At 54.8% G+C, this 20,129-nt stretch carries 17 protein-coding genes; 12 read left to right on the plus strand and 5 right to left on the minus strand.

Annotated elements, in window-relative coordinates:
- Window positions 1–5: 5 nt before the first annotated feature.
- Entirely contained in the window at window positions 6–2,024 is a 2,019-nt protein-coding gene (gene ligA, locus GURA_RS06640) for an NAD-dependent DNA ligase LigA (protein ID WP_011938224.1), read from the minus strand.
- Window positions 2,025–2,464: 440 nt separating this feature from the next.
- On the opposite strand from ligA, the gene GURA_RS06645 reads away from it, so the two are divergent.
- The 9 genes from GURA_RS06645 (at window position 2,465) to GURA_RS06680 (ending at window position 12,636) form a co-directional block, all read left to right on the plus strand.
- On the plus strand, window positions 2,465–3,544 hold the full coding sequence (locus GURA_RS06645; protein WP_049818893.1) for an ABC transporter substrate-binding protein: 1,080 nt from the start codon (window positions 2,465–2,467) through the stop codon (window positions 3,542–3,544).
- Window positions 3,544–5,217 (plus strand): ABC transporter permease, encoded by a 1,674-nt coding sequence (locus GURA_RS06650; RefSeq protein ID WP_011938226.1) that lies wholly within the window; start codon window positions 3,544–3,546, stop codon window positions 5,215–5,217. The genes GURA_RS06645 and GURA_RS06650 overlap by 1 nt, the downstream gene beginning before the upstream one ends.
- Complete coding sequence (locus tag GURA_RS06655; RefSeq protein WP_011938227.1) at window positions 5,210–6,271, plus strand: ABC transporter ATP-binding protein; 1,062 nt, start codon at window positions 5,210–5,212, stop codon at window positions 6,269–6,271. The genes GURA_RS06650 and GURA_RS06655 overlap by 8 nt, the downstream gene beginning before the upstream one ends.
- A 27-nt stretch (window positions 6,272–6,298) precedes the next feature.
- The gene (locus GURA_RS24175) at window positions 6,299–6,469 is read left to right on the plus strand and encodes a hypothetical protein (RefSeq protein ID WP_157046143.1); all 171 of its coding nucleotides are present in this window, start codon (window positions 6,299–6,301) and stop codon (window positions 6,467–6,469) included.
- A 274-nt stretch (window positions 6,470–6,743) separates the two neighbouring features.
- On the plus strand, window positions 6,744–7,889 hold the full coding sequence (locus GURA_RS06660) for a hypothetical protein (RefSeq protein ID WP_011938228.1): 1,146 nt from the start codon (window positions 6,744–6,746) through the stop codon (window positions 7,887–7,889).
- Window positions 7,889–9,019, plus strand: a complete 1,131-nt coding sequence (locus GURA_RS06665) for an FG-GAP repeat domain-containing protein (protein WP_011938229.1) — start codon at window positions 7,889–7,891, stop codon at window positions 9,017–9,019. The genes GURA_RS06660 and GURA_RS06665 overlap by 1 nt, the downstream gene beginning before the upstream one ends.
- Before the next feature lie 63 nt (window positions 9,020–9,082).
- Window positions 9,083–9,361, plus strand: coding sequence for a hypothetical protein (locus tag GURA_RS06670; RefSeq protein ID WP_011938230.1), 279 nt, complete (start codon window positions 9,083–9,085; stop codon window positions 9,359–9,361).
- Between the two features lie 111 nt (window positions 9,362–9,472).
- The gene (locus tag GURA_RS06675) at window positions 9,473–11,227 is read left to right on the plus strand and encodes a transporter substrate-binding domain-containing protein (RefSeq protein WP_011938231.1); all 1,755 of its coding nucleotides are present in this window, start codon (window positions 9,473–9,475) and stop codon (window positions 11,225–11,227) included.
- Window positions 11,224–12,636, plus strand: coding sequence for a sigma-54-dependent transcriptional regulator (locus GURA_RS06680; protein WP_011938232.1), 1,413 nt, complete (start codon window positions 11,224–11,226; stop codon window positions 12,634–12,636). The genes GURA_RS06675 and GURA_RS06680 overlap by 4 nt, the downstream gene beginning before the upstream one ends.
- A 46-nt stretch (window positions 12,637–12,682) precedes the next feature.
- Here the strand turns inward: GURA_RS06680 and GURA_RS06685 are convergent, their stop codons facing one another.
- Both GURA_RS06685 and GURA_RS06690 read right to left on the minus strand, forming a co-directional pair.
- A complete protein-coding gene (locus tag GURA_RS06685) occupies window positions 12,683–13,939 on the minus strand; it encodes a glycosyltransferase family protein (protein ID WP_011938233.1) in 1,257 nt (418 codons plus the stop codon).
- Window positions 13,940–14,066: 127 nt separating this feature from the next.
- A complete protein-coding gene (locus tag GURA_RS06690; RefSeq protein ID WP_011938234.1) occupies window positions 14,067–14,306 on the minus strand; it encodes a hypothetical protein in 240 nt (79 codons plus the stop codon).
- Between the two features lie 528 nt (window positions 14,307–14,834).
- Here GURA_RS06690 and GURA_RS06695 point away from each other — a divergent pair.
- Window positions 14,835–15,875, plus strand: a complete 1,041-nt coding sequence (locus tag GURA_RS06695; RefSeq protein ID WP_011938235.1) for a cytochrome-c peroxidase — start codon at window positions 14,835–14,837, stop codon at window positions 15,873–15,875.
- Between the two features lie 108 nt (window positions 15,876–15,983).
- Window positions 15,984–16,442, plus strand: a complete 459-nt coding sequence (locus GURA_RS06700) for a heme-binding domain-containing protein (protein ID WP_198134533.1) — start codon at window positions 15,984–15,986, stop codon at window positions 16,440–16,442.
- A gap of 255 nt (window positions 16,443–16,697) precedes the next feature.
- On the opposite strand, the gene GURA_RS06705 is transcribed toward GURA_RS06700, so the two are convergent.
- Together GURA_RS06705 and GURA_RS06710 are read right to left on the minus strand one after the other, a co-directional pair.
- The gene (locus GURA_RS06705; RefSeq protein WP_011938237.1) at window positions 16,698–16,988 is read right to left on the minus strand and encodes a type II toxin-antitoxin system RelE/ParE family toxin; all 291 of its coding nucleotides are present in this window, start codon (window positions 16,986–16,988) and stop codon (window positions 16,698–16,700) included.
- Window positions 16,989–16,994: 6 nt separating this feature from the next.
- Window positions 16,995–17,279: a type II toxin-antitoxin system Phd/YefM family antitoxin gene (locus tag GURA_RS06710; RefSeq protein WP_011938238.1), complete on the minus strand. Its 285-nt coding sequence runs from the start codon at window positions 17,277–17,279 to the stop codon at window positions 16,995–16,997.
- A gap of 516 nt (window positions 17,280–17,795) precedes the next feature.
- Between GURA_RS06710 and GURA_RS06715 the strand changes: the two genes are divergently transcribed.
- Window positions 17,796–20,129 (plus strand): hypothetical protein, encoded by a 2,334-nt coding sequence (locus GURA_RS06715; RefSeq protein WP_011938239.1) that lies wholly within the window; start codon window positions 17,796–17,798, stop codon window positions 20,127–20,129.

Here is a 20,129-nt window from a genome sequence, read left to right on the forward strand (position 1 = left end):
CATTCCTAAGTCCGACAGACTCCTAACATCGCTAAAAACTCGTCTTCCGTGAGCACCTTCACCCCTAGCTGTCGTGCCTTGTCCAGCTTCGACCCAGCCTCTGCGCCGGCCACGACGAAGTCGGTCTTCTTCGATACCGAGCCGGCGGCGTGCCCCCCCTCGTTTTCCACCATCCGCTTGGCGTCGTCCCTGGTGAAGCGGGTAAGGGCGCCGGTGAAGACGAAGGTCTTGCCTGTGAACCTGCCGCCGACCCTTTTCTCCTCAACGGATGGCTTCACCCCGGCGTTGAACATCCGGTCGATCACCTCGATGTTGTTACGGTTGTGGAAGAAGGTACGAATGCTCTGCGCCACCTGGGGGCCGACCTCGCGGATGGAGAGGAGTTCCTCTTCCGAGGCGTGCTCCAGGTTCTCCATGCTGCCGAAGGCGTTTGCCAGAAGCTTTGCCGTATGCTCTCCAACGTGGCGGATGCCGAGGGCGTAGATGAATCGGGATAGCTCCCGCTGCTTGCTTGTTTCGATGGCGCCCAGGAGGTTTTCCGCCAGTTTGTCTCCCATCCGCTCGAAGCGCATGAAGTCATCCTTCTTCAGGTAATAGAGGTCGGCGACATTTTTCACCAGGCCGAGCTTCAGCAGCTGTTCAATGTATTTGTCCCCCATCCCGTCGATATCCATGGCGTGGCGCGAGGCGAAATGGATGATGGTTTCGCGGATCTGCGCCGGACAGGAGAGGCCGAGGCAGCGGACCGCCACCTCGCCGGGGATCTTCACCACTTCTGAGCCGCATTCGGGGCAGTTGGCGGGGATGGGTAGCGGTTGTTCGTCGCCTTTACGCTTCTCGGTGATGACCTTCACCACCGCCGGGATCACGTCCCCGGCCCGCTCCACCACCACCGTGTCCCCCTTGCGGATGTCCTTTTTCTCCATCTCCTCCCAATTGTGCAAAGTAGCGCGGGACACCATCACCCCCGATACCTCCACCGGCCGGAGATGGGCCACCGGGGTGATGACGCCGGTGCGACCAACCTGGGGGACGATCTCCTCGACCACGGTGACCGCCTGGCGTGGGGGGAATTTCCAGGCAATGGCCCAGCGGGGCGAGCGGGTCTTTTCTCCCAGCTCCCGCTGCAGATCAAAGGAATCGACCTTGACCACCACGCCGTCGATCTCGTAGGGGAGCGACTCCCGTTTCTCGCTCATCTCGTGGTAATAGGCGAGTACCCCGCCGATGCCGGAAACCTTTCTGATCAGAGGGTTGACCGGCAGTCCCCAACCGGGAATGGTGTTGAGCAGGTCGCTTTGCGACGTGAACTCGTGACCTTCCAGAGAGCCTGCCGCATAGCAGAAGATGGAGAGGGGGCGCCGGGCGGTTATCCGCGAGTCGAGCTGGCGCAAACTGCCGGCTGCGGCGTTCCGCGGGTTGGCGAATGGAGGGTCGCCGGCCTCTTCCCGTTCCACGTTCAGCTTTTGAAATGGGGCAAGGCCGAGGTAGACCTCGCCACGCACCTCGAAGAGCCGCGGTGGGGTGGCGATGGCAAGGCTAAGCGGGATGGTCTTGACTGTCCGCAGGTTCTGGGTCACGTCTTCACCTACATATCCATCGCCGCGGGTCGAGCCGACGGTGAAGTCGCCGTTCTCATAGACCAGTTCCACTGCCAGGCCGTCCATCTTCGGTTCGCAGACATATTCTATTTCATCGCCGGCGGCAAGGCCGAGGAATCGCTTGATCCGTTCGTCGAAGTCATGCATCTCCTCTTCGTTGAAGGCATTTTCCAGTGAGAGCATCGGCATGCGGTGGGTCACCTGGGAGAACTTTTCCAGCGGAGCTGCCCCGACCCGCTGGGTGGGAGAATCGGCAGTGACAAGGTCGGGGTATGCCTTTTCCAGTTGCTGCAACTCGCGCAGGAGCAGGTCGTACTCGGCGTCGTTGATCTCCGGCCGGTCTTCCACGTAATAGAGGTAGTTGTGGCGGTTTATTTCCTTGTGAAGTTCCTGTATGCGGCGCTCTGCGGCCTGTTTGTCCATTATGCTGCTCCTTCGGCAATGATAACCAGCTTATAGCACAGCGCGGTGGGCTTTGCAATTTTACATGGAGTATTCCCGGATGCCGGGGCGATTATTTGTGATGGTCAGGCAAATGGTTATGAACAACGGAATACCATTGATTTCCGGCATAGTCATTTTTTGCATGTATTTTGAGCTGTTACCTTTAAAGCTGGACGCATCCGATTTACCAAGGTCATATCCATTCAAGCATTAAAGTGCTCAAATAAAACCATGTTTTAATATGTATTTCAGGTAGTTATGGATATGGTTCAGAGATGGTATCCTTATTGCTGATACAGTTTTATAAAAACGGTAAGTAGATGGAAATTGAATCCATGCTGCCCAAATTATTTGACGCAAAACAACTCAAACAATAGGAGGAAGTATTTATGCAACAAAATTCGAGAGTCCGAAGAATTATGCAACTCATTATCGGTTTATGCGCAGTAGTAGCGCCTCTAGTGGTGTTCGCCGCTCCGCCGGCAGGCTATCCGGCCAACTACCAGAAGATCATCGATGCCGCCAAAAAGGAAGGTAAGCTGGTGATCTACGCCACCACCGACACCAAGGCCGCCGAGCCGATCGTCAAGGATTTCGAGAGCCTCTATCCCGATATAAAGGTCGAGTACAACGACCTGAACAGCACCGAACTGTATAACCGCTTTATCGGGGAGGCCGCAGCAGGAGGCGGAACCGGCGACATCACCTGGAGTTCCTCCATGGACCTGCAGGTCAAACTGGTCCTGGATGGACATGCCCTGACTTACAAATCGCCCGAAGCCCGCAAGCTCCCGGCTTGGGCCAACTGGAAGGACCAGGCCTACGGCACCACCTACGAGCCGATCTCCATCGTCTATAACAAACGCTTACTCAAGGGGGATGAGATACCCAAGTCCCACGCCGACCTGGCCAGGGCGCTCGCCAACCCGAAACTCAAGGGCAAGATCGTCACCTACGATCCGGAACGGAGCGGCGTCGGCTTTTCGTACCTGACGCAGGATCTCAAGAACAACAAGGGGTTCTGGGATATGGCCAAGGCCCTCGGACACTCCGGAGTCAAGGTGTACACCAGCACAGGGGCAATGATGGAGAAGGTCAGTTCCGGCGAGGCGCTGATGGGCTACAACATCATCGGCTCCTATGCCTTCCTGAAATCCAAGAAGGACCCTTCCATCGGCTATCTCTATCCTTCGGACTACACGGTGGTCATGTCCCGCGTCATCTTTATCTCCAAGCACGCCAAGAACCCCAATGCCGCCAAGCTCTGGCTGGATTACCTCCTCTCGGCCAGAGGCCAGCAGATCGTCTCCGACAAGGCTGACCTGTTCGCCATCCGCTCCGACATCAAGGGCGATACCACCATGGCGAAACTTTCCAAACAGTTGGGCGCCGGCGCCAAAACGATTCCAATCGGCAAGGAAACCGTTGAGTTCCTTGATCAGAAGAAGCGGCTGGATTTCCTCAAAAAATGGCAGCAGGCACTCGGGACGGTTAAATAATGAACAAGATGCCCTTATCAAAGATTGCGGTGATAATCCTCACCGCAATCGCGGTCTTCCTGCCCATCGGTCTGCTCTTTTGGCAGAGTTTTCTGGATGCGCCGTTTTTCCAGCCGGATAAGATGATCGGCCTGGACGCCTACCGGTTCATCTTCGACGACCCGGACTTCAAGCGGGCCTTTCTCAACTCCCTGTACATCTCCTGCGGCATGGGGCTGATCGCCGTGCCGCTGGGGGGGCTGTTGGCCTTCCTCATGGTGCGCACCGACCTGCCGGGCCAACGATGGATCGAACCGCTGTTGCTGATCCCGGTATTCGTCTCGCCCATGATCCTCTGCTTCGGCTACACGGTGGCGGTCGGGCCGGTCGGCTTCATCTCCCTCTGGGTGCAAAATATCCTGGGAAGCGTGCCATGGAACCTGTATTCCATGACCAGCATCGTCCTCATCGCGGGCCTGTCACACGTCCCCCATGTCTACCTCTACTCCTCGTCGGCCCTGCGCAGTCTGGGTTCCGACGTGGAAGAGGCGGCGCGGGTGGCCGGGGCCGGGCCGCTCAGGGTAGCCGCATCCGTCAGCTTGCCCATGGTCATGCCGGCCATGCTCTACAGCGGCGTGCTGGTCTTTTTTCTCGGTTTCCAGGTCTTCGGGCTGGCCCTGGTCCTGGGCGACCCGGAGGGTCACCTGGTGCTCGCCACCTATCTGTACAAGTTGACCAACAAGCTGGGAACCCCTTCGTACCACCTGATGGCGGCCGTGGCCATGTGCATCGTGGCCATCACAATCCCGATGGTGCTGTCGCAGCGTTTTCTTTTGCGCAATGCCCACAAGTACATCACCCTCAAGGGGAAAGGGGCGCGCCAGCGCACCCTGCCCCTGGGGGGATGGCGCTGGGTGGCGGCCGGTCTCGTTGCCGCCTGGCTGGCCGTGACCGTGGTCATTCCTATCATCGGCGTCGTCTTCCGCGCCTTCGTAACCAACTGGGGTGAAGGTGTCACCTTCCTGGAGGCCTTTACCCTGGACAACTTCAGATCGGTCTTCGAGCAGGGCAACCTGATGCGGGGCGTCGTCAACACCATCCTGTTGGGTGTAATCGGCGGCGGCCTGTCCGTGATCTGCTTCACCTTCATCGGCCTGTCGTCCCACCGCAAGAACAACGGCAGGACAAGACTCCTGGACTACACCGTCATGACGCCACGCGCCATTCCGGGGCTTCTGGCCGGCCTGGCCTTCCTGTGGGTGTTCTTGTTCTTCCCGCCGCTGGCCCCGTTCCGCAAGACGCTCGTGAGCCTTTGGCTGGCCTACTCGGTGGTCTGGCTGGCCTACGGCATGCGCCTCGTCAGCACCTCGCTGTTGCAGGTGGGGCCCGAACTGGAGGAGTGCGCACGGGTGACCGGCGCAACGCCGGGACAGGTCAACCGCCACGTGACCGTGCCGCTGATCAAGTACGGCCTCTTGGCCAGTTGGCTGATGATCTTCATGATCTTCGAGCGTGAATACTCCACCGGCGTCTATCTGCTCGGCCCCGGCACCGAGGTCATAGGCTCGCTCATGGTCTCCCTGTGGGGCGCGGGGGCCATCGAAATAATATCTGCCCTGTCGTTCATCAATATCTTACTGGTCAGCGTGGGGATGGGTATCGCCCTGCGCTATGGAGTGAAACTGCATGACTAGCATCGAATTAAGCGTACATGATCTGCACGTCACCCTCGGCAAAAATCATATCCTCAAGGGAGTCAGCCTGGATGTGAACAAGGGTGAGATCGTCGCCCTGTTGGGCCCTTCGGGGAGCGGCAAGACGACCCTGCTCCGCTCCATCGCGGGGCTGGAACTCCCGAGCCATGGCTCCATCCGCATCGGCGAACAGATGGTATTCGAGTCGGCCAAGAAAATCGAGGTTTCGGTGGAGAAGCGCTGTCTCGGTTTCGTCTTCCAATCCTACGCCCTCTGGCCGCACCGAACCGTCTACGAGAACGTGGCCTACGGCCTCAAGCTGCGCAAGGTTCCCGATGGAGAGATCAGGCAGCGGGTCCAGGAGGTGTTGGCCAACCTGGGACTCGGCGATCTCAGCGAACGCCATCCGCACCAGCTCTCCGGCGGCCAGCAGCAGCGCGTCGCCCTGGCCCGCTCCCTGGTCTACAACCCCCAGGTGATCCTGCTCGACGAACCGCTCTCCAACCTGGACGCCAAACTGCGCGAGGAGGCTCGCATCTGGCTGCGCCAGTTGATCATCGACCTCAACCTGTCGGCGGTCTGCGTGACCCATGACCAGGCAGAGGCCATGGCCATGGCCGACAAGGTCGTCCTGCTCAAGGACGGGGTGATCGAACAGGCCGGCACGCCGCAGGAGATGTACGGCGCACCCAAATCCCTCTTCGTGGCCGAATTCATGGGGGCCAACAACACCATCAGCGGCCTGGTCACCGATGTTGACGGCGATTCGGCCCGCATCGAGGGGAACGGCTGGGCGCTCCGGGGGAGACTCCGGACGCCGCTGAAGGCCGGCGACCGGGCAACCGCGGTCGTTCGCCTGGAAAAGATCAAGCTGGCACAGACACCGAAAGAGAACTCCCTTCGCCTGCCGCTCACCGCCTCGGTCTACCTGGGGAACACCTGGGAGTACGTCTTCGACCTGGCCGGCGCCACCATCCGCGGTTATGGCAACGAGTTCATGCAGCCGGGCGAGCAGTTGGTGGATATCCCGGCAGAGCACTTGTGGCTGTTTTAAACCGATAACAATCGCAGCAAGGATGACATGACTGTTCCAAAGAATATATTTCTGCTTCGCAGGGGCCGGTCCGGCAGAGACTCCCTGATCCTCAAACAAAGCGACCTGCCGCTTCGCTTCACCTTTTCCGGCAAGTACTACGTGGTGGAATTGACCCGGAGCGGCAAATTGATAATGAAAGCCGAAGAAGTCGCTTGATCTGAGCAAGCCAGAGCCGTAAGGCTGTTAGCCAGCAATGATTAGAGGCGGATCGCGGGGATACCCCGTATCCGCCTTCTTGCGTTTAAAAAACGGAAAATCAGTAGTGCCTCCTTCAATGGGGGGCAGTACGCTGCCCCCATTTTTTAAGGGAGTTCACATATCTACACATCAATGAAAGGAGGCAGGTTCATCTGGCATTGATCGATGCAATTGTCAACCCGTTCAAGTGCAGGAGTGCGCACACGAACACATTTACTTTCAGGAGGTTGTTATGAGACAGAGAAGTCTGATACGAGTTGCTCTTACCTTGGTGGCGGTAAGCTGCATGAGCACAGGGGTATTTGCCATGGAACACGAATTTCACGGTCTGCTCCGCATCAAAGGGGATTTCACCAATTTCGATCAGGCCGGGGGAAATGACGTCTGGAAAGCCTCTACAAGAGTACCGGCAAACATTCTTTCCCAGGGAGCTACGGGAAAAAGCTTCTTTTACTCGGAGCAGCGGGCCAGGCTTCTCTATATTGGCACACTGAGTGAAGACGTGAAGGTCGTGACCCAGTTTGAGATCGATTCCCGTTGGGGCGATACCTCCCAGTCAACCGCAACGACCCGCAATGTCGGCGGCGCCATGGAAGCCGACCAGGTCAACCTGGAAACCAAGAACGTCTATATGCAGTTCAAGGTTCCCTATCTGCCGACAACGGTGAAGGCTGGCATTATTCCATTCGACGACTCCTACAAGGGAGTATTCCTTAACACCGATATCGCCGGAGCAGTGAGCACAAGCCAGCTGAGAGACAATCTGACACTGACTGCCGGTTGGCTGCGAGGTTATGACAACAAGAATTTTAACGGAGCCGATTCCACAATTCCGGCGGTAAACAGTTCTTCGGACGGTAAGGGGACTTCCGGTTTCGTTCCCGGCCGCTACTCTCTCGATCTGGCCATCCTGGATCTCAAGTATGCCATGAGCAAGGAGCTGACAGTGGGCGGTTCCTACTACATGACGTACGATAATCTGACGAACGGCACCAACATTCTGAGCACCGTCGGCCTGAATGCGGCTGCCACCTTCGGACCGGCGTCAGTGGACGGCTTCGTGCTCGTTCAGCTTGGTGACAACCCGACCAACAACTTCGGTCGTCCCGGTGCGAAAGTGGCAGCCTTCGCAGCCAATCTGGGGGGCAAGCTGAAGACCGGCCCCGGTATGGCACGGGCTAACCTCCTTTACTCCTCCGGCGACAACGGCAAGGGAAATGTCACGGCCTTCCAAGGGGTGAACCAGCTCGGCGACGGCAACGCCACCTCAACCTTCTCGGCAGCCAAGATGACCATGCTGATCACCAACACCAAGTATGCGGCCAATATACCGACCGTGGCATTATCAACACCGTTTCCAACTACGACATGGGGGTGATGGGCGGTTTCTTCGGCTATGATGTGAATATCGATAAAGTCTTCGGCTCCGCGAACGTCGGCGTGGCATCCATAGCCCGTGAGAACCCCTTCAAGCCGAAGAACCAGAAGACCAACGACTTCAACAGCAACTACATCGGCACAGAGGTCAACGCCGAAATCGGGTACAAGATCAGCGAGAATCTGACCGCCAGCCTGGCTGTGGGACGCAAACTCCCTTCCGGTGAGCGCGAACTTTTTCTGGCCGGCGACCGGATCATTCGCTATTACCATCAGGGAACCGAGCTGAAGCAGGTTTCCGAAACAGCAATCGACAAGACGGCAAAGATCCTCGGCATTGACACCGCCGATCTTGACGGTGACGGGATCCCCGAAGTCTATGTCACCATAATCGACAGGGAAACACTGGTTTCACAGGTCTATCTGCCGCATGAGGGGAGGCTTGAAAAGATTGCGGAAGGACTTCCCTACTTCTTCCGGGGGATCGAGGATGATGACAAGGGGAGGAAAATCCTTGTCCAGGAGATGGGGGTAAACGGGGAGTTTTACGGCGGTGTGCTGGAGCTGGCCAAGACGGGAACGAAGTTCGAAACGAGGAATCCCCGGAAACTCCCCCGGTCCGGTAATCTTTACAACTTCAACTCCTTTTCCGATGCTGCCGGAAAAGGCTATCACGTGATCATGAACGGTGACGGTTACCTCGTCGTTACGTCCCGGGACGGCAGAGAATTGTGGCAGAGCGGCGAAAAATTCGGTGGCTCGGACAGATACTACAAGCGGGAAACCCTGGAAGAGAGGACCTCTTTCGGCGACCAGTACCGCTGGTTCTTCCTCGCCCAGCGCATGATCGTCACGCCGCGGGGAGAACTGCTCGTTCCCAGGAACGACGGGTTTTTCGTCGTGGGTAACCTGCGTTCCTACAAAAAACATACGTTCCATGTTTTACGCTGGACCGGCTCGCTTCTTGAGGAAAAATGGCGCAGCAGGGAGTACCCGACCTATCTGGCTGATTTCGCCTACGATCCGGAGAGCAGAGACCTGATTCAACTGGAGGTGATTCAGGGTGTGAGCCTTGTCAGCAAAGGACAGTCGGTGATTTCGGTGAAACGGTTTCCAGAGGGTGAACATTGACCTGTAAGCGGGCAATGCTGCAAAGTTGGCGTGCAACACCACCACATCAAAAGGAGGTTTATTATGAAAAGAATGACCCTGCTGTTCCTGACAGTTTTAGTTGTGTTCGCAACCGTGCCTGCCGTGTCGCAGGTGACCAAGGAAGAGAAGGACATGTGCCTGCTCGCCTCGAAAAACTGTCTGAACGATGTTGACACGATCCAGAAGCGGATCAGGAAAATCCGGAACGAGATCAAGAAGGGGAAAAAGGTTTATTCAGCTGAAGAGTTGAAGAAGCTTGAACTGAAATTGCAGGAAGCGAAGTCAATTCTCGACTCGCTGGAAAATGAAAACAGGCCTTGAGCACAGTATTGCGGGTGGGAGATCCATTTTCTCCCACCCGCGGATCGGCCCCGGGGCTCTGTCACCATGAAGAGAGGTGCATTGGGTACTGGAGGCGGACTGGAGCATACAATGCTACATCAGATAATTCACTCGATCAGGTGGTTGCGGTTTCCGGCCACGCTCACCCTGTTCTTTCTCCTATTCGCGACGGCTCCCTTCACCGAGGCCTTTGCCGGAGAGAAGACCATCCGCGTCGGTGGCAATCACGACTATCCGCCCTACGAATTGGTCGACAAAAACGGTCAACCGGCAGGTTTCACGGTTGATCTGCTTCGGGCAATCGCCGAGGTCATGGGCATGAACGTCGATATCCACCTGGGCGAGTGGGCCAAGAGGCACGACGACCTGAAAAACGGCATGATCGATATGACCCTGGGGATGAACAACTCGGAGGAGCGGGACAAGATCTTCGATTTCACCTCGCCCCACACGATTGTCCAACAGGCAATCTTTGCGCGCCGGGACTCACCAGTCGTCAGCTCCCTGGAGCAGTTGCGCGGGAAGAAGGTGATACTCCATCGTAACGGGATCATGCACGAGCGCCTCAGGCAGCTCGGTTTCGAGAAGGATCTGATGTACGCCGATACGCCGGCGGGTTCCCTCCGCCTGCTGGCATCCGGGCAAGGGGATTACGCCGTGGTTGCCTTACTCCCCGGGATGTATATCATCCGGGAAAACAAGCTTACCAACCTCGTCCCCGTGGCGCGGAATGTGGCCTCGTTCAAGTTTTCCTTCGCCGTGCGGGATGGAAACACGGAACTGCTCTCACAGTTGAACGAGGGGCTGGCTATCCTTAAAAAAACCGGACAGTACCAGGTGATTTATGACAAGTGGCTCGGGGTGCTGGAGCCTGCGCGGGTTTCGTGGGAAAAGGTCATTCAGTATGGTGCCATGGTTCTGGTTCCGCTCATGCTTCTTCTCACAGGCACCGTCGTCTGGTCGCGCACCCTTCAGAAAAAGGTGATCCAGCGCACCGAAGAGCTGGCGCAGGAGGTGGCCGAAAAAAAGCTCGCACTGGAAGAATTACGCCTTCATCAAGACAAGCTTATTCAGGCTGATAAGATGACATCACTCGGCATCCTCGTTTCGGGGGTCGCCCACGAAATCAACAATCCCAATGGTCTCATTCTCCTGAACATGCCGACCCTGAAAGAGGCTTTCCAGGATGCCGAGACGATTCTGGACGGGTATTTCCACGAACACGGCGACTTTGCGTTCGGGGGCATCCCGTACTCACGTATGCGGGACATGCTTCCGCAACTGCTTGTCGAGATCAATGAAGGAGCAAAGAGGATCAGACGGATTGTCGACGATCTGAAAGATTTCGCTCGCCTTGATAAGACCGAATGTCTCGAACCGTTTGATCTCAATGATGTGGTATGTGTAGCAGTGCGCCTAATCGACACTACCATCCACAGTTCAACAAACAGATTTATGATAACATGTGCCGACAACTTGCCGAAGGTGCTTGGCAATGCCCAGAGGATTGAGCAGGTTGTGGTCAATCTGATCGTAAATGCCTGTCAAGCCTTACCAAACAAGACTCGGGGCATTTCTCTCACGACGTATTATGACCGACCGGAGGGAAGCGTGGTATTACAGATAAAGGATGATGGAATCGGCATAGCTCCTGAGCACCTTTCCCGCATCACCGATCCGTTTTTCACCACCAAACGCGAGTCCGGCGGGACAGGTCTCGGGCTCTCGGTTTCTAATTCAATCATCAAGGACTACGGTGGTTCACTTGAGTTCGCTTCGACTTTCGGAGTCGGGACGACCGTTACCCTTACCTTGCGGACTATCGAACAGGAGACGCTAAAATGAGCGAGAATCTTTATCCGCCCTTTGGTATTCTGCTTGTCGATGATGAGCCGGCATGGATACTTAGCCTCTCTGTCAGCCTTGAACGCTGCGCCGGCATAACCAACATAATTACATGCACGGATAGCCGCGAAGTTATAAAGACGATCGAGCGTCAGGAAATCGGACTCGTCATTCTCGACCTCGTCATGCCTCATCTGGGTGGAGAAGAGGTCCTGGCATTGATCCGCGAACAACATCCCGAGATCACAACCATTGTTATCAGTGGGATGAATCAGCTTGAAACCGCGGTCCGCTGCATGAAGATGGGGGCGTTCGACTACTACGTCAAAACAGACGATGAAGACCGGCTGATCAATGGCGTCATGCGTGCGATAAGTATGATCGAACTTAAGCGGGAAAACCGGGAGATGTCCAACCGTATTCTCGATGGCAGCCTGAAACATCCGAAAGCTTTTGCCGGCATTGTTACCACCAATCGTGCCATGCATGCCATCTTCGCATACATCGAGGCGGTAGCCCAAAGCCCCCAGCCTCTCCTGATCAGCGGCGAAAGCGGCGTGGGAAAGGAGCAGATAGCCCAGGCAGCCCACGTTCTGAGTGGTTGCCGGGGGCCTCTTGTTGCGGTGAACGTTGCCGGACTGGATGATTCTGTGTTTGCCGACACCCTGTTCGGTCATGTACGCGGGGCATTTACGGGGGCGGAGCAGGCACGACGCGGCATGGTGGAAGAGGCCGCTGACGGAACCCTCTTTCTCGACGAGATCGGTGATCTCAGCATTCCATCACAGGTAAAACTACTCCGCCTCCTCCAGGAGGGAGAATACTTCCCCCTCGGCAGCGACCGTCCGAAACGGATTAAAGCGCGTGTTATCGTTGCCACCCACCAGGACCTGGCAGCCAAGCAGTCGGCCGGGACGTTTCGCCGCGACCTTTATTACCGGCTCTGTACCCACCATATTCAGGTTCCCCCTCTCAGGGAGCGGCAAGAGGATATTCCCTTGCTACTCGACCATTTTCTCAAGGAAGCCGCCGGCGCTCTTGGCAAGAAGAAACCTACGCCTCCGAAGGAATTGGTGCAATTGCTCGCAACGTACAAATTTCCCGGGAACGTCCGGGAGTTAAGGGCCATGGTGTATGATGCGGTCAGCATCCATCGAGACAGAATCCTCTCCATGGAATCATTCCTCAAGGCAATCGACAGGCAGGACGGGCAGCGGATCGAATTATTATCTCCTCCTCAGCGGCATAATCTTTTTGGCGGAATCGAGCGTCTGCCAACCTTCAGCGAAGCCGCCGATCTATTGGTAACTGAAGCGATGTCCCGTGCCAATGGGAACCAGAGCATTGCCGCCCGCCTCCTCGGTATTACCCAGTCGGCACTGTGCAAGCGGCTTAAACGGGTCAAATAACATGGTTCGCAAGGCGTTTTCATGGAGAGCATCGGCATGCGGTGGGTCACTGACTCTTTGCTTTCAATAGCCTGGCTTCCTCTTCGAATAACCCTTGCCATTGTTCGGCGATGATTTCCCAACGATATGCGGTTTTCCGGCTATTCTCGTAAGCCTTCTGCGCCATCATCTCCCGAAAGTCAGCATCAGCGTACAAGCGTTCCAGAGCGGAAGCTATGCTTTCGGGTGAGACGATATGGGCTTCGTTGAGAATGCCGGTATTTGTAAGGGTTGTCACCGGCTCGGCCCATTCTGCGGATCCTTGCCAGAGCTCGATCTGTGAGGTATGCCGGGGCACAATCTGGGCCGCGCAGGTTGCGGCATGCTCAAAGCTGACCAATCCCCAGCCTTCGCCGCTAGCGGTGTTGATCCCAACATCGCAGACATTATAAAGCAGGTTCAATCGTTCCGGCGACAGGTCCGGATGGCAGTTTTCGCCGCTCGTCAGAATCAGGCGGTCGGCTATTCCCAGTGAGTGCGCCAGAATGATGATATTCCAGCCTCGTTCCTCAACCCCCATATGTAGATAGAGTTTGACATTTGCCGGTTTTCCCGCCGCAAAAATGGCAAACCCTTTCATAGTCAGATCAATTTGTTTCCGTGGCTGGTTGCGATTGGCGTTCAGAACGATAAACGCATCATGCAGTTCCGGTTGTCCCGGGAAGAGAAGCATGCGTGCCCGCATGCGGCGGGTTTTGCTGTCAAGCTCGTCGCGATCGGGCAGCGGGCGGAATATGTTGCTATCGACACCATGGGGAATTACATCCAGAAGTGGCCGGGCGAACGTGGAGCTTCGTTTTTGGAGGCGCTCCAGCGTAGCCTCGATTTCCTGTCGCGCATACCGGGTATATACCACATAGCGGGAAACACCTTCCAGTTTCTCCATGAGCTCGCATGTGACCGGTCCCGATTCAACCGGTGAGTAGATTACCACGCGGAAGTTCCCCGGGATTTCTCTCAGGACCCCCATGTACCGGGTTTGATATGAGATATCCGACAGTATGAAGACTATGGCCGGCTGCAACTGGGCAATCAGTGCCGGGAGTCGCCCGAACCCATACGGATCTCCTCCGATGTGCGCCGGGTAAAGCCTCCATGGATAATCGTGCGGATCACCATTATAGCGAAGCGCAAGATGATTAATTGTGAGACGTGATTGAAGGTGTGAAAAGATGCTGCGGAGCACCCGCGAATAACCCGTTGGAGCCGTTGCCTCGCCAACAATGAGAACCGGGATTTTATCGCACTGATTCCTGGATGCCATATCATTTCCTTCTAAGCTGCCAGATGGTTTTTCCCATGGCGGGAAACCATATGTGACATATCGGGTTCGAACAGGCTAGCTGTTATCGACAATTACATAAGAGTCTCGGCCGTTACTTTTACTCGCCTCAGAGTTCAACACTGGTAGCAACCGTGATGATAGCCCCGGGATCGACATTTTTGAATTCAAAGTAATTCTCATTACTTTGGCCTGGAACTACCGGAGAAATCGAGACCGAAAAAACACCCCACTTTTCTTCATAAGGGATATAGGTGTTGTCGCCAGGCAAGATGGTGCCGCAATCACCGATTCCTGGTGCTTGCGTACCGTAATACAGTGAACTATTTGTCTTGTTGACTATATTCATGGTTACCTCCTCATCTTTTATGAAACGGTTGATGGATAGCCGTGCATCAAGCGACGGCAAAATGTACCCCTACGACTTTAAAATCTTAAGTATTGCCTGCCGATTAACTGCCAAGCCAGGATTTCCCGCCATGGAAAATTTCAGGTATCCGGATCGTCCGGTCGTAAAGTACGTCCGTGACATAACCGGTTACATCATTGAGAATAATTGAAAAAATTGTGCGATAGAATTGAAGAAAATAAATTATACAAAACTAATCGTAAAAACAAGATAAAAAATAAACAAATCTAAACCACACCCATTGGTAGGGAGGCAAGGCAGACAGGGCAGGAGAAGTCGGACCAGGCAGTGCCGATATATTTAATTGACATACAGTTTGTGTGTGATAAAAAAGACCTTGTAGGTCTTGTTGCCGACCCGGGGTTTTTCTTAAGATTTGTTGAATGGAACTCTTGAGTTGCTGCACAGAGGTGTTAACGTTATTGTGCGCTAATGTTTTGGCTTAACTACGACAAAGGAGGACGTACGATGAAGTGGAAAATTTCGTGTGGCATCATGGTGTTAATGCTTGCGGGAGGCGTTGCCTGGGGAAAGGACGACATAATGAGCCAGGCCCGGGCAATCTTCAAGCCTGTGCCGGCAAAGCCTCCGGTTCTAAAGGAGAACCCGTCCACTCCGGCCAAAATAGAGCTGGGGAAAATGCTCTTTTTTGACCCGCGACTATCGTCATCAAACCTGATCAGTTGCAATACCTGCCATAACGTCGGGCTCGGCGGGGTAGACATCCAGGAGACATCCGTCGGTCACGGTTGGCAGAAAGGCCCGCGTAACGCTCCGACGGTGTTGAACGCCGTGTTCAACCTTGCCCAGTTCTGGGACGGTAGGGCAAAAGATCTTGAGGCCCAGGCCAAGGGACCGGTTCAGGCATCGGTGGAGATGAACAACAAACCGGAGCGGGTGCTGGAAACCCTCAATAGTATTCCAGGCTATCTGCCGCTATTCAAAAAAGCATTTCCCCGCGACAAGGATCCGATAACCTTTGACAATATGGCCCGTGCCATCGAGGTGTTCGAGGCTACGCTCATCACGCCGGATTCCCGCTTTGACCGCTTTCTCAAAGGAGACCGGAAAGTGCTTGCAGCCAAAGAGCAAGAAGGGTTGAGGCTTTTCATGGACAAGGGGTGCTCTGCCTGTCACAACGGTGTCAATATCGGCGGTACCGGATACTTCCCCTTCGGAGTCAAAGAGAGCCCTGCCGCCGATGTCCGACCCACGGAAGACCTCGGGCGCTTCAAGGTTACCAATACGGCTGCGGACAAATATGTCTTCAAGTCTCCATCGCTCCGCAACATTGAACTGACGCCGCCCTACTTCCACTCCGGCAAGGTATGGAAACTGGGCGATGCGGTAGAGATCATGGGGGCTGCGCAGCTCGGCATCACTCTCAACGATGATGAAGCCGGTAAAATCGTGGCGTTTCTCAAGACCCTTAACGGCAAGCAGCCGAAAGTCGTTTATCCGATCATGCCGCCCAATTCCGATGCCACGCCGAAACCAATGCTGCAGTAGCTTACCAGGGGAAAGGGCCGGCAAATCTTGGCCGGCCCTTTCCCCGTTTGTTTGATGCAATTCGCGAAAAGATAAATTCAAAGCAACGGAATGGAAAAGAGACCAATTATGAAAAAGCCAACCGCTAAAACCGTAATGTACGCGGCATTTGCCGTTATCATCATACTGGCGGCTATCCAGTTCGTTCCTTATGGTCAGAAACGGAGCAATCCGCCAATCATCAGAGAGCCGGCCTGGAGCTCACCGGCAACCAGAGCCCTGGCCAAACGGGCATGTTTTGACTGTCATAGCAACGAAACTGCATGGCCATGGTACAGCCGGGTCGCACCGGCCTCATGGCTTATCCATAGGGACGTCAATGGCGGACGAAGGGTCTTGAATTTTTCTGAATGGTCGGATGGGATGCGGGAAGGGGAGAATCCGAAAAAAATCAGGGAAGAACTGGTTGAAGGAGAAATGCCGCCGATTCAGTATACTCTTGTTCACGCCGACTCACGGCTGACAAAGGAAGAACGGCAACAATTGGCGGATGGCCTGGACGCAACCGCTGTGCAAGCGAAGCGCTGAATTATCATCATTGACACTCTAAAATCCTGTTTCGTCAATTCGTAACAGTCTATGACCTTCAAAAACGGATAGTATTTCAATATTACTCTCCGTTAGCCTGTCAGCGTTGTCCGGTTTGGTTTTTGCTTACGTCCCGTAGGGACAGAATACTGGTAGCCGGGGAATTCATTCCCCGGTCATCCAGGCGAAATATCATCACGTCACGTACGTGACGTGGGGAAATATAGCATCTCATCCGGGGGATGAATCCCCCGGCTACATTCGAACGCCCCTAATGGGGCTTAACAACCTTGATGCACAAACCAAACCGGACAACGCTGTTAGCCTGTAAACAATTCGATATTTCCTGAATATCAACTCTCTTATGTCGGGATTGGCTATTTCAAGTACAGTCCTGCCCATCCGAGGATTATCAGGCAAAGAATCTTCGGCATGTTCAATTAGCTGATCGACAAAAACTGCCGTTCTTTCTGGGCTGTCTTTTGAAATAAATTCTTCAATTTCGATTAATTGTTCAAGAGCTTCATTTGTCCATTTTATTTTCATTCCGGATTATTCCTTGCTTCTTCTTGCAGCTAGAGCCGCTTTGATTTCATCAGTGTTGTATGTCCTTCCACTTTCGGCATCTGATATTCCTCTGCCAACAGAATCAAGAAAAGATTTTTTGTACACCAAATCGTCATAGTCATCCGGTGACAATAGTACTCCGGCCGGCTTTCCATTCTGCGTAATAATCAAGGGATGTCCAGATTTCTGAAGACTTTTGAACCACTTGGAGATGCCTGTCTTAAACTCGGCAATTGGAATTATATCGTTTTTGATCGAAATGGTTTTCATGTGATGGCTCCTTATTTGGATTTATTTATAAGCCATAATGTAGACCACTTTAAAGGCCAAAACAAGTTTAAATATTCCGGATATAGGTTGATACGCAGCGAGGCGAGGCTTGCTTGATAACATCACGGTAACAGATTGGATACAAAATTACTTGACCTACGAAGATCATGTATAGTACGATACATAAGAAATAAGCGGCAGAGCTCGCCGTAAATAGGCAATAATGCTAAACCTTCCGTGAGGAGGAGCGGAAAGCTACAGGTCTCCAGGAGACAGGCAGCCCGGTTGCCGAAATATCCCACGTATACAACCTCCACATTTTTTGTGCACAAAATCTGCTGTGCGCACCCACGTAACAAGAAGCCATTCACAAGCGTTAAAGCATGCAGTGCTCACGACGATCAAGGTATGTTCCGAGCAAACAACGAAAGGAGTCATGACATAACGGCTGGAAAGCAATTTGTGAGCAAGTAAACGGTCTGATGCAGACCAAACAGAAATCAAAGGAGATTTTATATGAAGATTTCCAGTAAGGTATTAGTGCTATTCTTCTTCACCATTGCGCTTGGAGTCGGCCAGTTGTGGATTTCGGATGCGACTGCACAATCATCGTACTTCACGAGCAGAGGCTGCGTTAACTGCCATGCAGCCCCAACAGTTGCCACCTGCAACGGCTGTCATCACCATGGGAATTCATCGTTGAAAGCAGTCACCGACAAGACTTCCTACGCACCTGGGGAGACGGTAACGGCAACCCTCAGCGGCGGCAGCAGAACCGGCTGGATCAGGGCCATTCTGTATGACCAGAACAACACTCAAGTTGCCGTATCGAACGGGAACGCCAGCGGCATGGGTGGTTCAACCACGTTCCCGGCGGCTCTGACCGCATCGGCGCCAACAACGCCGGGCAGCTATACCTGGAAGATGGCCTATTTTGGCAACCAGGATGGCACAGGGACTGGGGATGTCCACAGTGAGGTGACTGTCAACACCAATTCATTCACCGTTGCCGCACCACCAGCACCAGCCGACACCACTGCACCGACTGTAAGCACCTTTACCCTGCCTGCAACCGCCACCAGCCTGAACGTGCCGGTTACCGCATTTACCGCAACGGACAACGTCGGCGTTACCGGTTACATGATCACCCTGAGCGCTACAGCTCCTTCTGCCGCTTCTACCAGCTGGACTGCTTCAGCCCAGTCAAACGTCACAGCCGCAGGTGCCGGCACGACAACGTTCTATGCCTGGGCCAAGGATGCGGCGGGTAATGTGTCGCTCTCCAAAAGCGCCAGCGTGAGCATATCGCTGCCTGACACTGCTGCACCGGTAGTTTCTGCCTTTACCCTGCCGGCGACCGCAACCAGCCTCACCGTTCCGGTCACAGTATTCACCGCCACGGATAACGTAGGTGTTATCGGTTACTTGGTCACGATGAGTGCCACGGCACCTTCCGCCTCAGCAACAGGTTGGACGGCAACAGCACCGGCGAGCGTTACCGCAACAGCTTCCGGCCTTACTCTGTTTTACGCCTGGGCCAAGGATGCAGCGGGTAATGTTTCACTTGCCAAGAGTGCCGGCGTGACAGTAACTATTACTACAGCTGACACCACACCACCAACCCTGACCATCTCGGCCCTTGCAAATGGCGCCTACACCAACAAAGCCACTCTCAACATCAGCGGCAATGCCAGCGATGCAGGCGGACTCCAGTCCGTTACCGTTAACGGCGAGGCAGTTGTTGTCAACCCCGACGGGTCCTTCAGCGCCGCCCTGACCCTTGCAGTCGGAGCCAATACCGTTACGGTTATCGCCACCGACAAGGCCGGCAACAAGCAGACTGATATCCGTACAATAACCTTTGATCCAGCTGCACCGGTTCTCACCGTCTCGGCCCCGGCCGATAACAGCAGCTCAGCCCAGGCGTTCATTACCCTGACCGGCGCTATTAACGAAACCTCTACGGTTACGGTCACAGACAACAACGGCAGCCCGCAAGCCGCCATCATCAACGGCAACAACTTTACCGCCACCGCCAATCTGGTGTCGGGCGTCAACACCATCGTTATCACTGCTGCCGACCTGGCAGGCAACATTACCAGCGCCAAGCGGACAGTAACCTATGACAGCGGCAAGATGACTCTGGCGGTGACCTATCCCAATCAGGACATTACCACCAGGAATTCGAGCCTGGTCCTCAAGGGCAGCATCGTTGACGCGTTAAGCAAAGTTACCGTTAAAATCACCATGAATGGCCGCACCTATACCCCTAAGGTCACTAACGGCGCTTTTTCGCAAAAACTCACCTTCACGAAGGCTAAACAGTATTCCATTACCATCACTGCCAGGGATACGGCCGGCAACAGCAGTAGCGTAAGTCGCAACGTGATCTACCGTCCTGCCGAAAAGGGTGACGATGACGACGACAATGACAACGACAACGACAACGGAAGCAGCAACGGCAGCGGCAGCAGCAACGGCAGCGGCAGCAGCACCAGTCACTCCTTCGGCTGGACTAACCCGAAGAGCAGCCACCCTGATTACGTGGAAAAAAACGGCGTCGGCAACTGCGTCAGCTGCCACAGCATCGATCAGGCTTCAAAGGGGCAGACGATGAGCTGCTACAACTGCCACGGTAAGAAATGGGATACACCTTCGACTGGAGGCGGTGATTCCGGCGGCAGCGGCAGCAGCACCAGTCACTCCTTCGGCTGGACTAACCCGAAGAGCAGCCACCCTGATTACGTGGAAAAAAACGGCGTCGGCAACTGCGTCAGCTGCCACAGCACCGACCAGGCCTCCGAGGGGCAGACGATGAGCTGCTACAACTGCCACGGTAAAAAATGGTAG

The sequence above is a fragment of the Geotalea uraniireducens Rf4 genome, from assembly GCF_000016745.1.
GTDB lineage: Bacteria > Desulfobacterota > Desulfuromonadia > Geobacterales > Geobacteraceae > Geotalea > Geotalea uraniireducens.

Excerpts from the sequence above, each read along its gene's own strand:
- GURA_RS24175 (WP_157046143.1), top strand. The coding sequence starts at position 6,299 with ATGACTGTTCCAAAGAATATATTTCTGCTTCGCAGGGGCCGGTCCGGC.
- GURA_RS06715 (WP_011938239.1), top strand. The coding sequence starts at position 17,796 with ATGAAGATTTCCAGTAAGGTATTAGTGCTATTCTTCTTCACCATTGCG.
- GURA_RS06695 (WP_011938235.1), top strand. The coding sequence starts at position 14,835 with ATGAAGTGGAAAATTTCGTGTGGCATCATGGTGTTAATGCTTGCGGGA.
- GURA_RS06700 (WP_198134533.1), top strand. The coding sequence starts at position 15,984 with ATGAAAAAGCCAACCGCTAAAACCGTAATGTACGCGGCATTTGCCGTT.
- GURA_RS06705 (WP_011938237.1), bottom strand. The coding sequence starts at position 16,988 with ATGAAAATAAAATGGACAAATGAAGCTCTTGAACAATTAATCGAAATT.
- GURA_RS06710 (WP_011938238.1), bottom strand. The coding sequence starts at position 17,279 with ATGAAAACCATTTCGATCAAAAACGATATAATTCCAATTGCCGAGTTT.
- GURA_RS06680 (WP_011938232.1), top strand. The coding sequence starts at position 11,224 with ATGAGCGAGAATCTTTATCCGCCCTTTGGTATTCTGCTTGTCGATGAT.
- GURA_RS06645 (WP_049818893.1), top strand. The coding sequence starts at position 2,465 with ATGCAACTCATTATCGGTTTATGCGCAGTAGTAGCGCCTCTAGTGGTG.
- ligA (WP_011938224.1), bottom strand. The coding sequence starts at position 2,024 with ATGGACAAACAGGCCGCAGAGCGCCGCATACAGGAACTTCACAAGGAA.
- GURA_RS06670 (WP_011938230.1), top strand. The coding sequence starts at position 9,083 with ATGAAAAGAATGACCCTGCTGTTCCTGACAGTTTTAGTTGTGTTCGCA.
- GURA_RS06690 (WP_011938234.1), bottom strand. The coding sequence starts at position 14,306 with ATGAATATAGTCAACAAGACAAATAGTTCACTGTATTACGGTACGCAA.
- GURA_RS06685 (WP_011938233.1), bottom strand. The coding sequence starts at position 13,939 with ATGGCATCCAGGAATCAGTGCGATAAAATCCCGGTTCTCATTGTTGGC.
- GURA_RS06665 (WP_011938229.1), top strand. The coding sequence starts at position 7,889 with ATGGGCGGTTTCTTCGGCTATGATGTGAATATCGATAAAGTCTTCGGC.
- GURA_RS06655 (WP_011938227.1), top strand. The coding sequence starts at position 5,210 with ATGACTAGCATCGAATTAAGCGTACATGATCTGCACGTCACCCTCGGC.
- GURA_RS06650 (WP_011938226.1), top strand. The coding sequence starts at position 3,544 with ATGAACAAGATGCCCTTATCAAAGATTGCGGTGATAATCCTCACCGCA.
- GURA_RS06660 (WP_011938228.1), top strand. The coding sequence starts at position 6,744 with ATGAGACAGAGAAGTCTGATACGAGTTGCTCTTACCTTGGTGGCGGTA.
- GURA_RS06675 (WP_011938231.1), top strand. The coding sequence starts at position 9,473 with ATGCTACATCAGATAATTCACTCGATCAGGTGGTTGCGGTTTCCGGCC.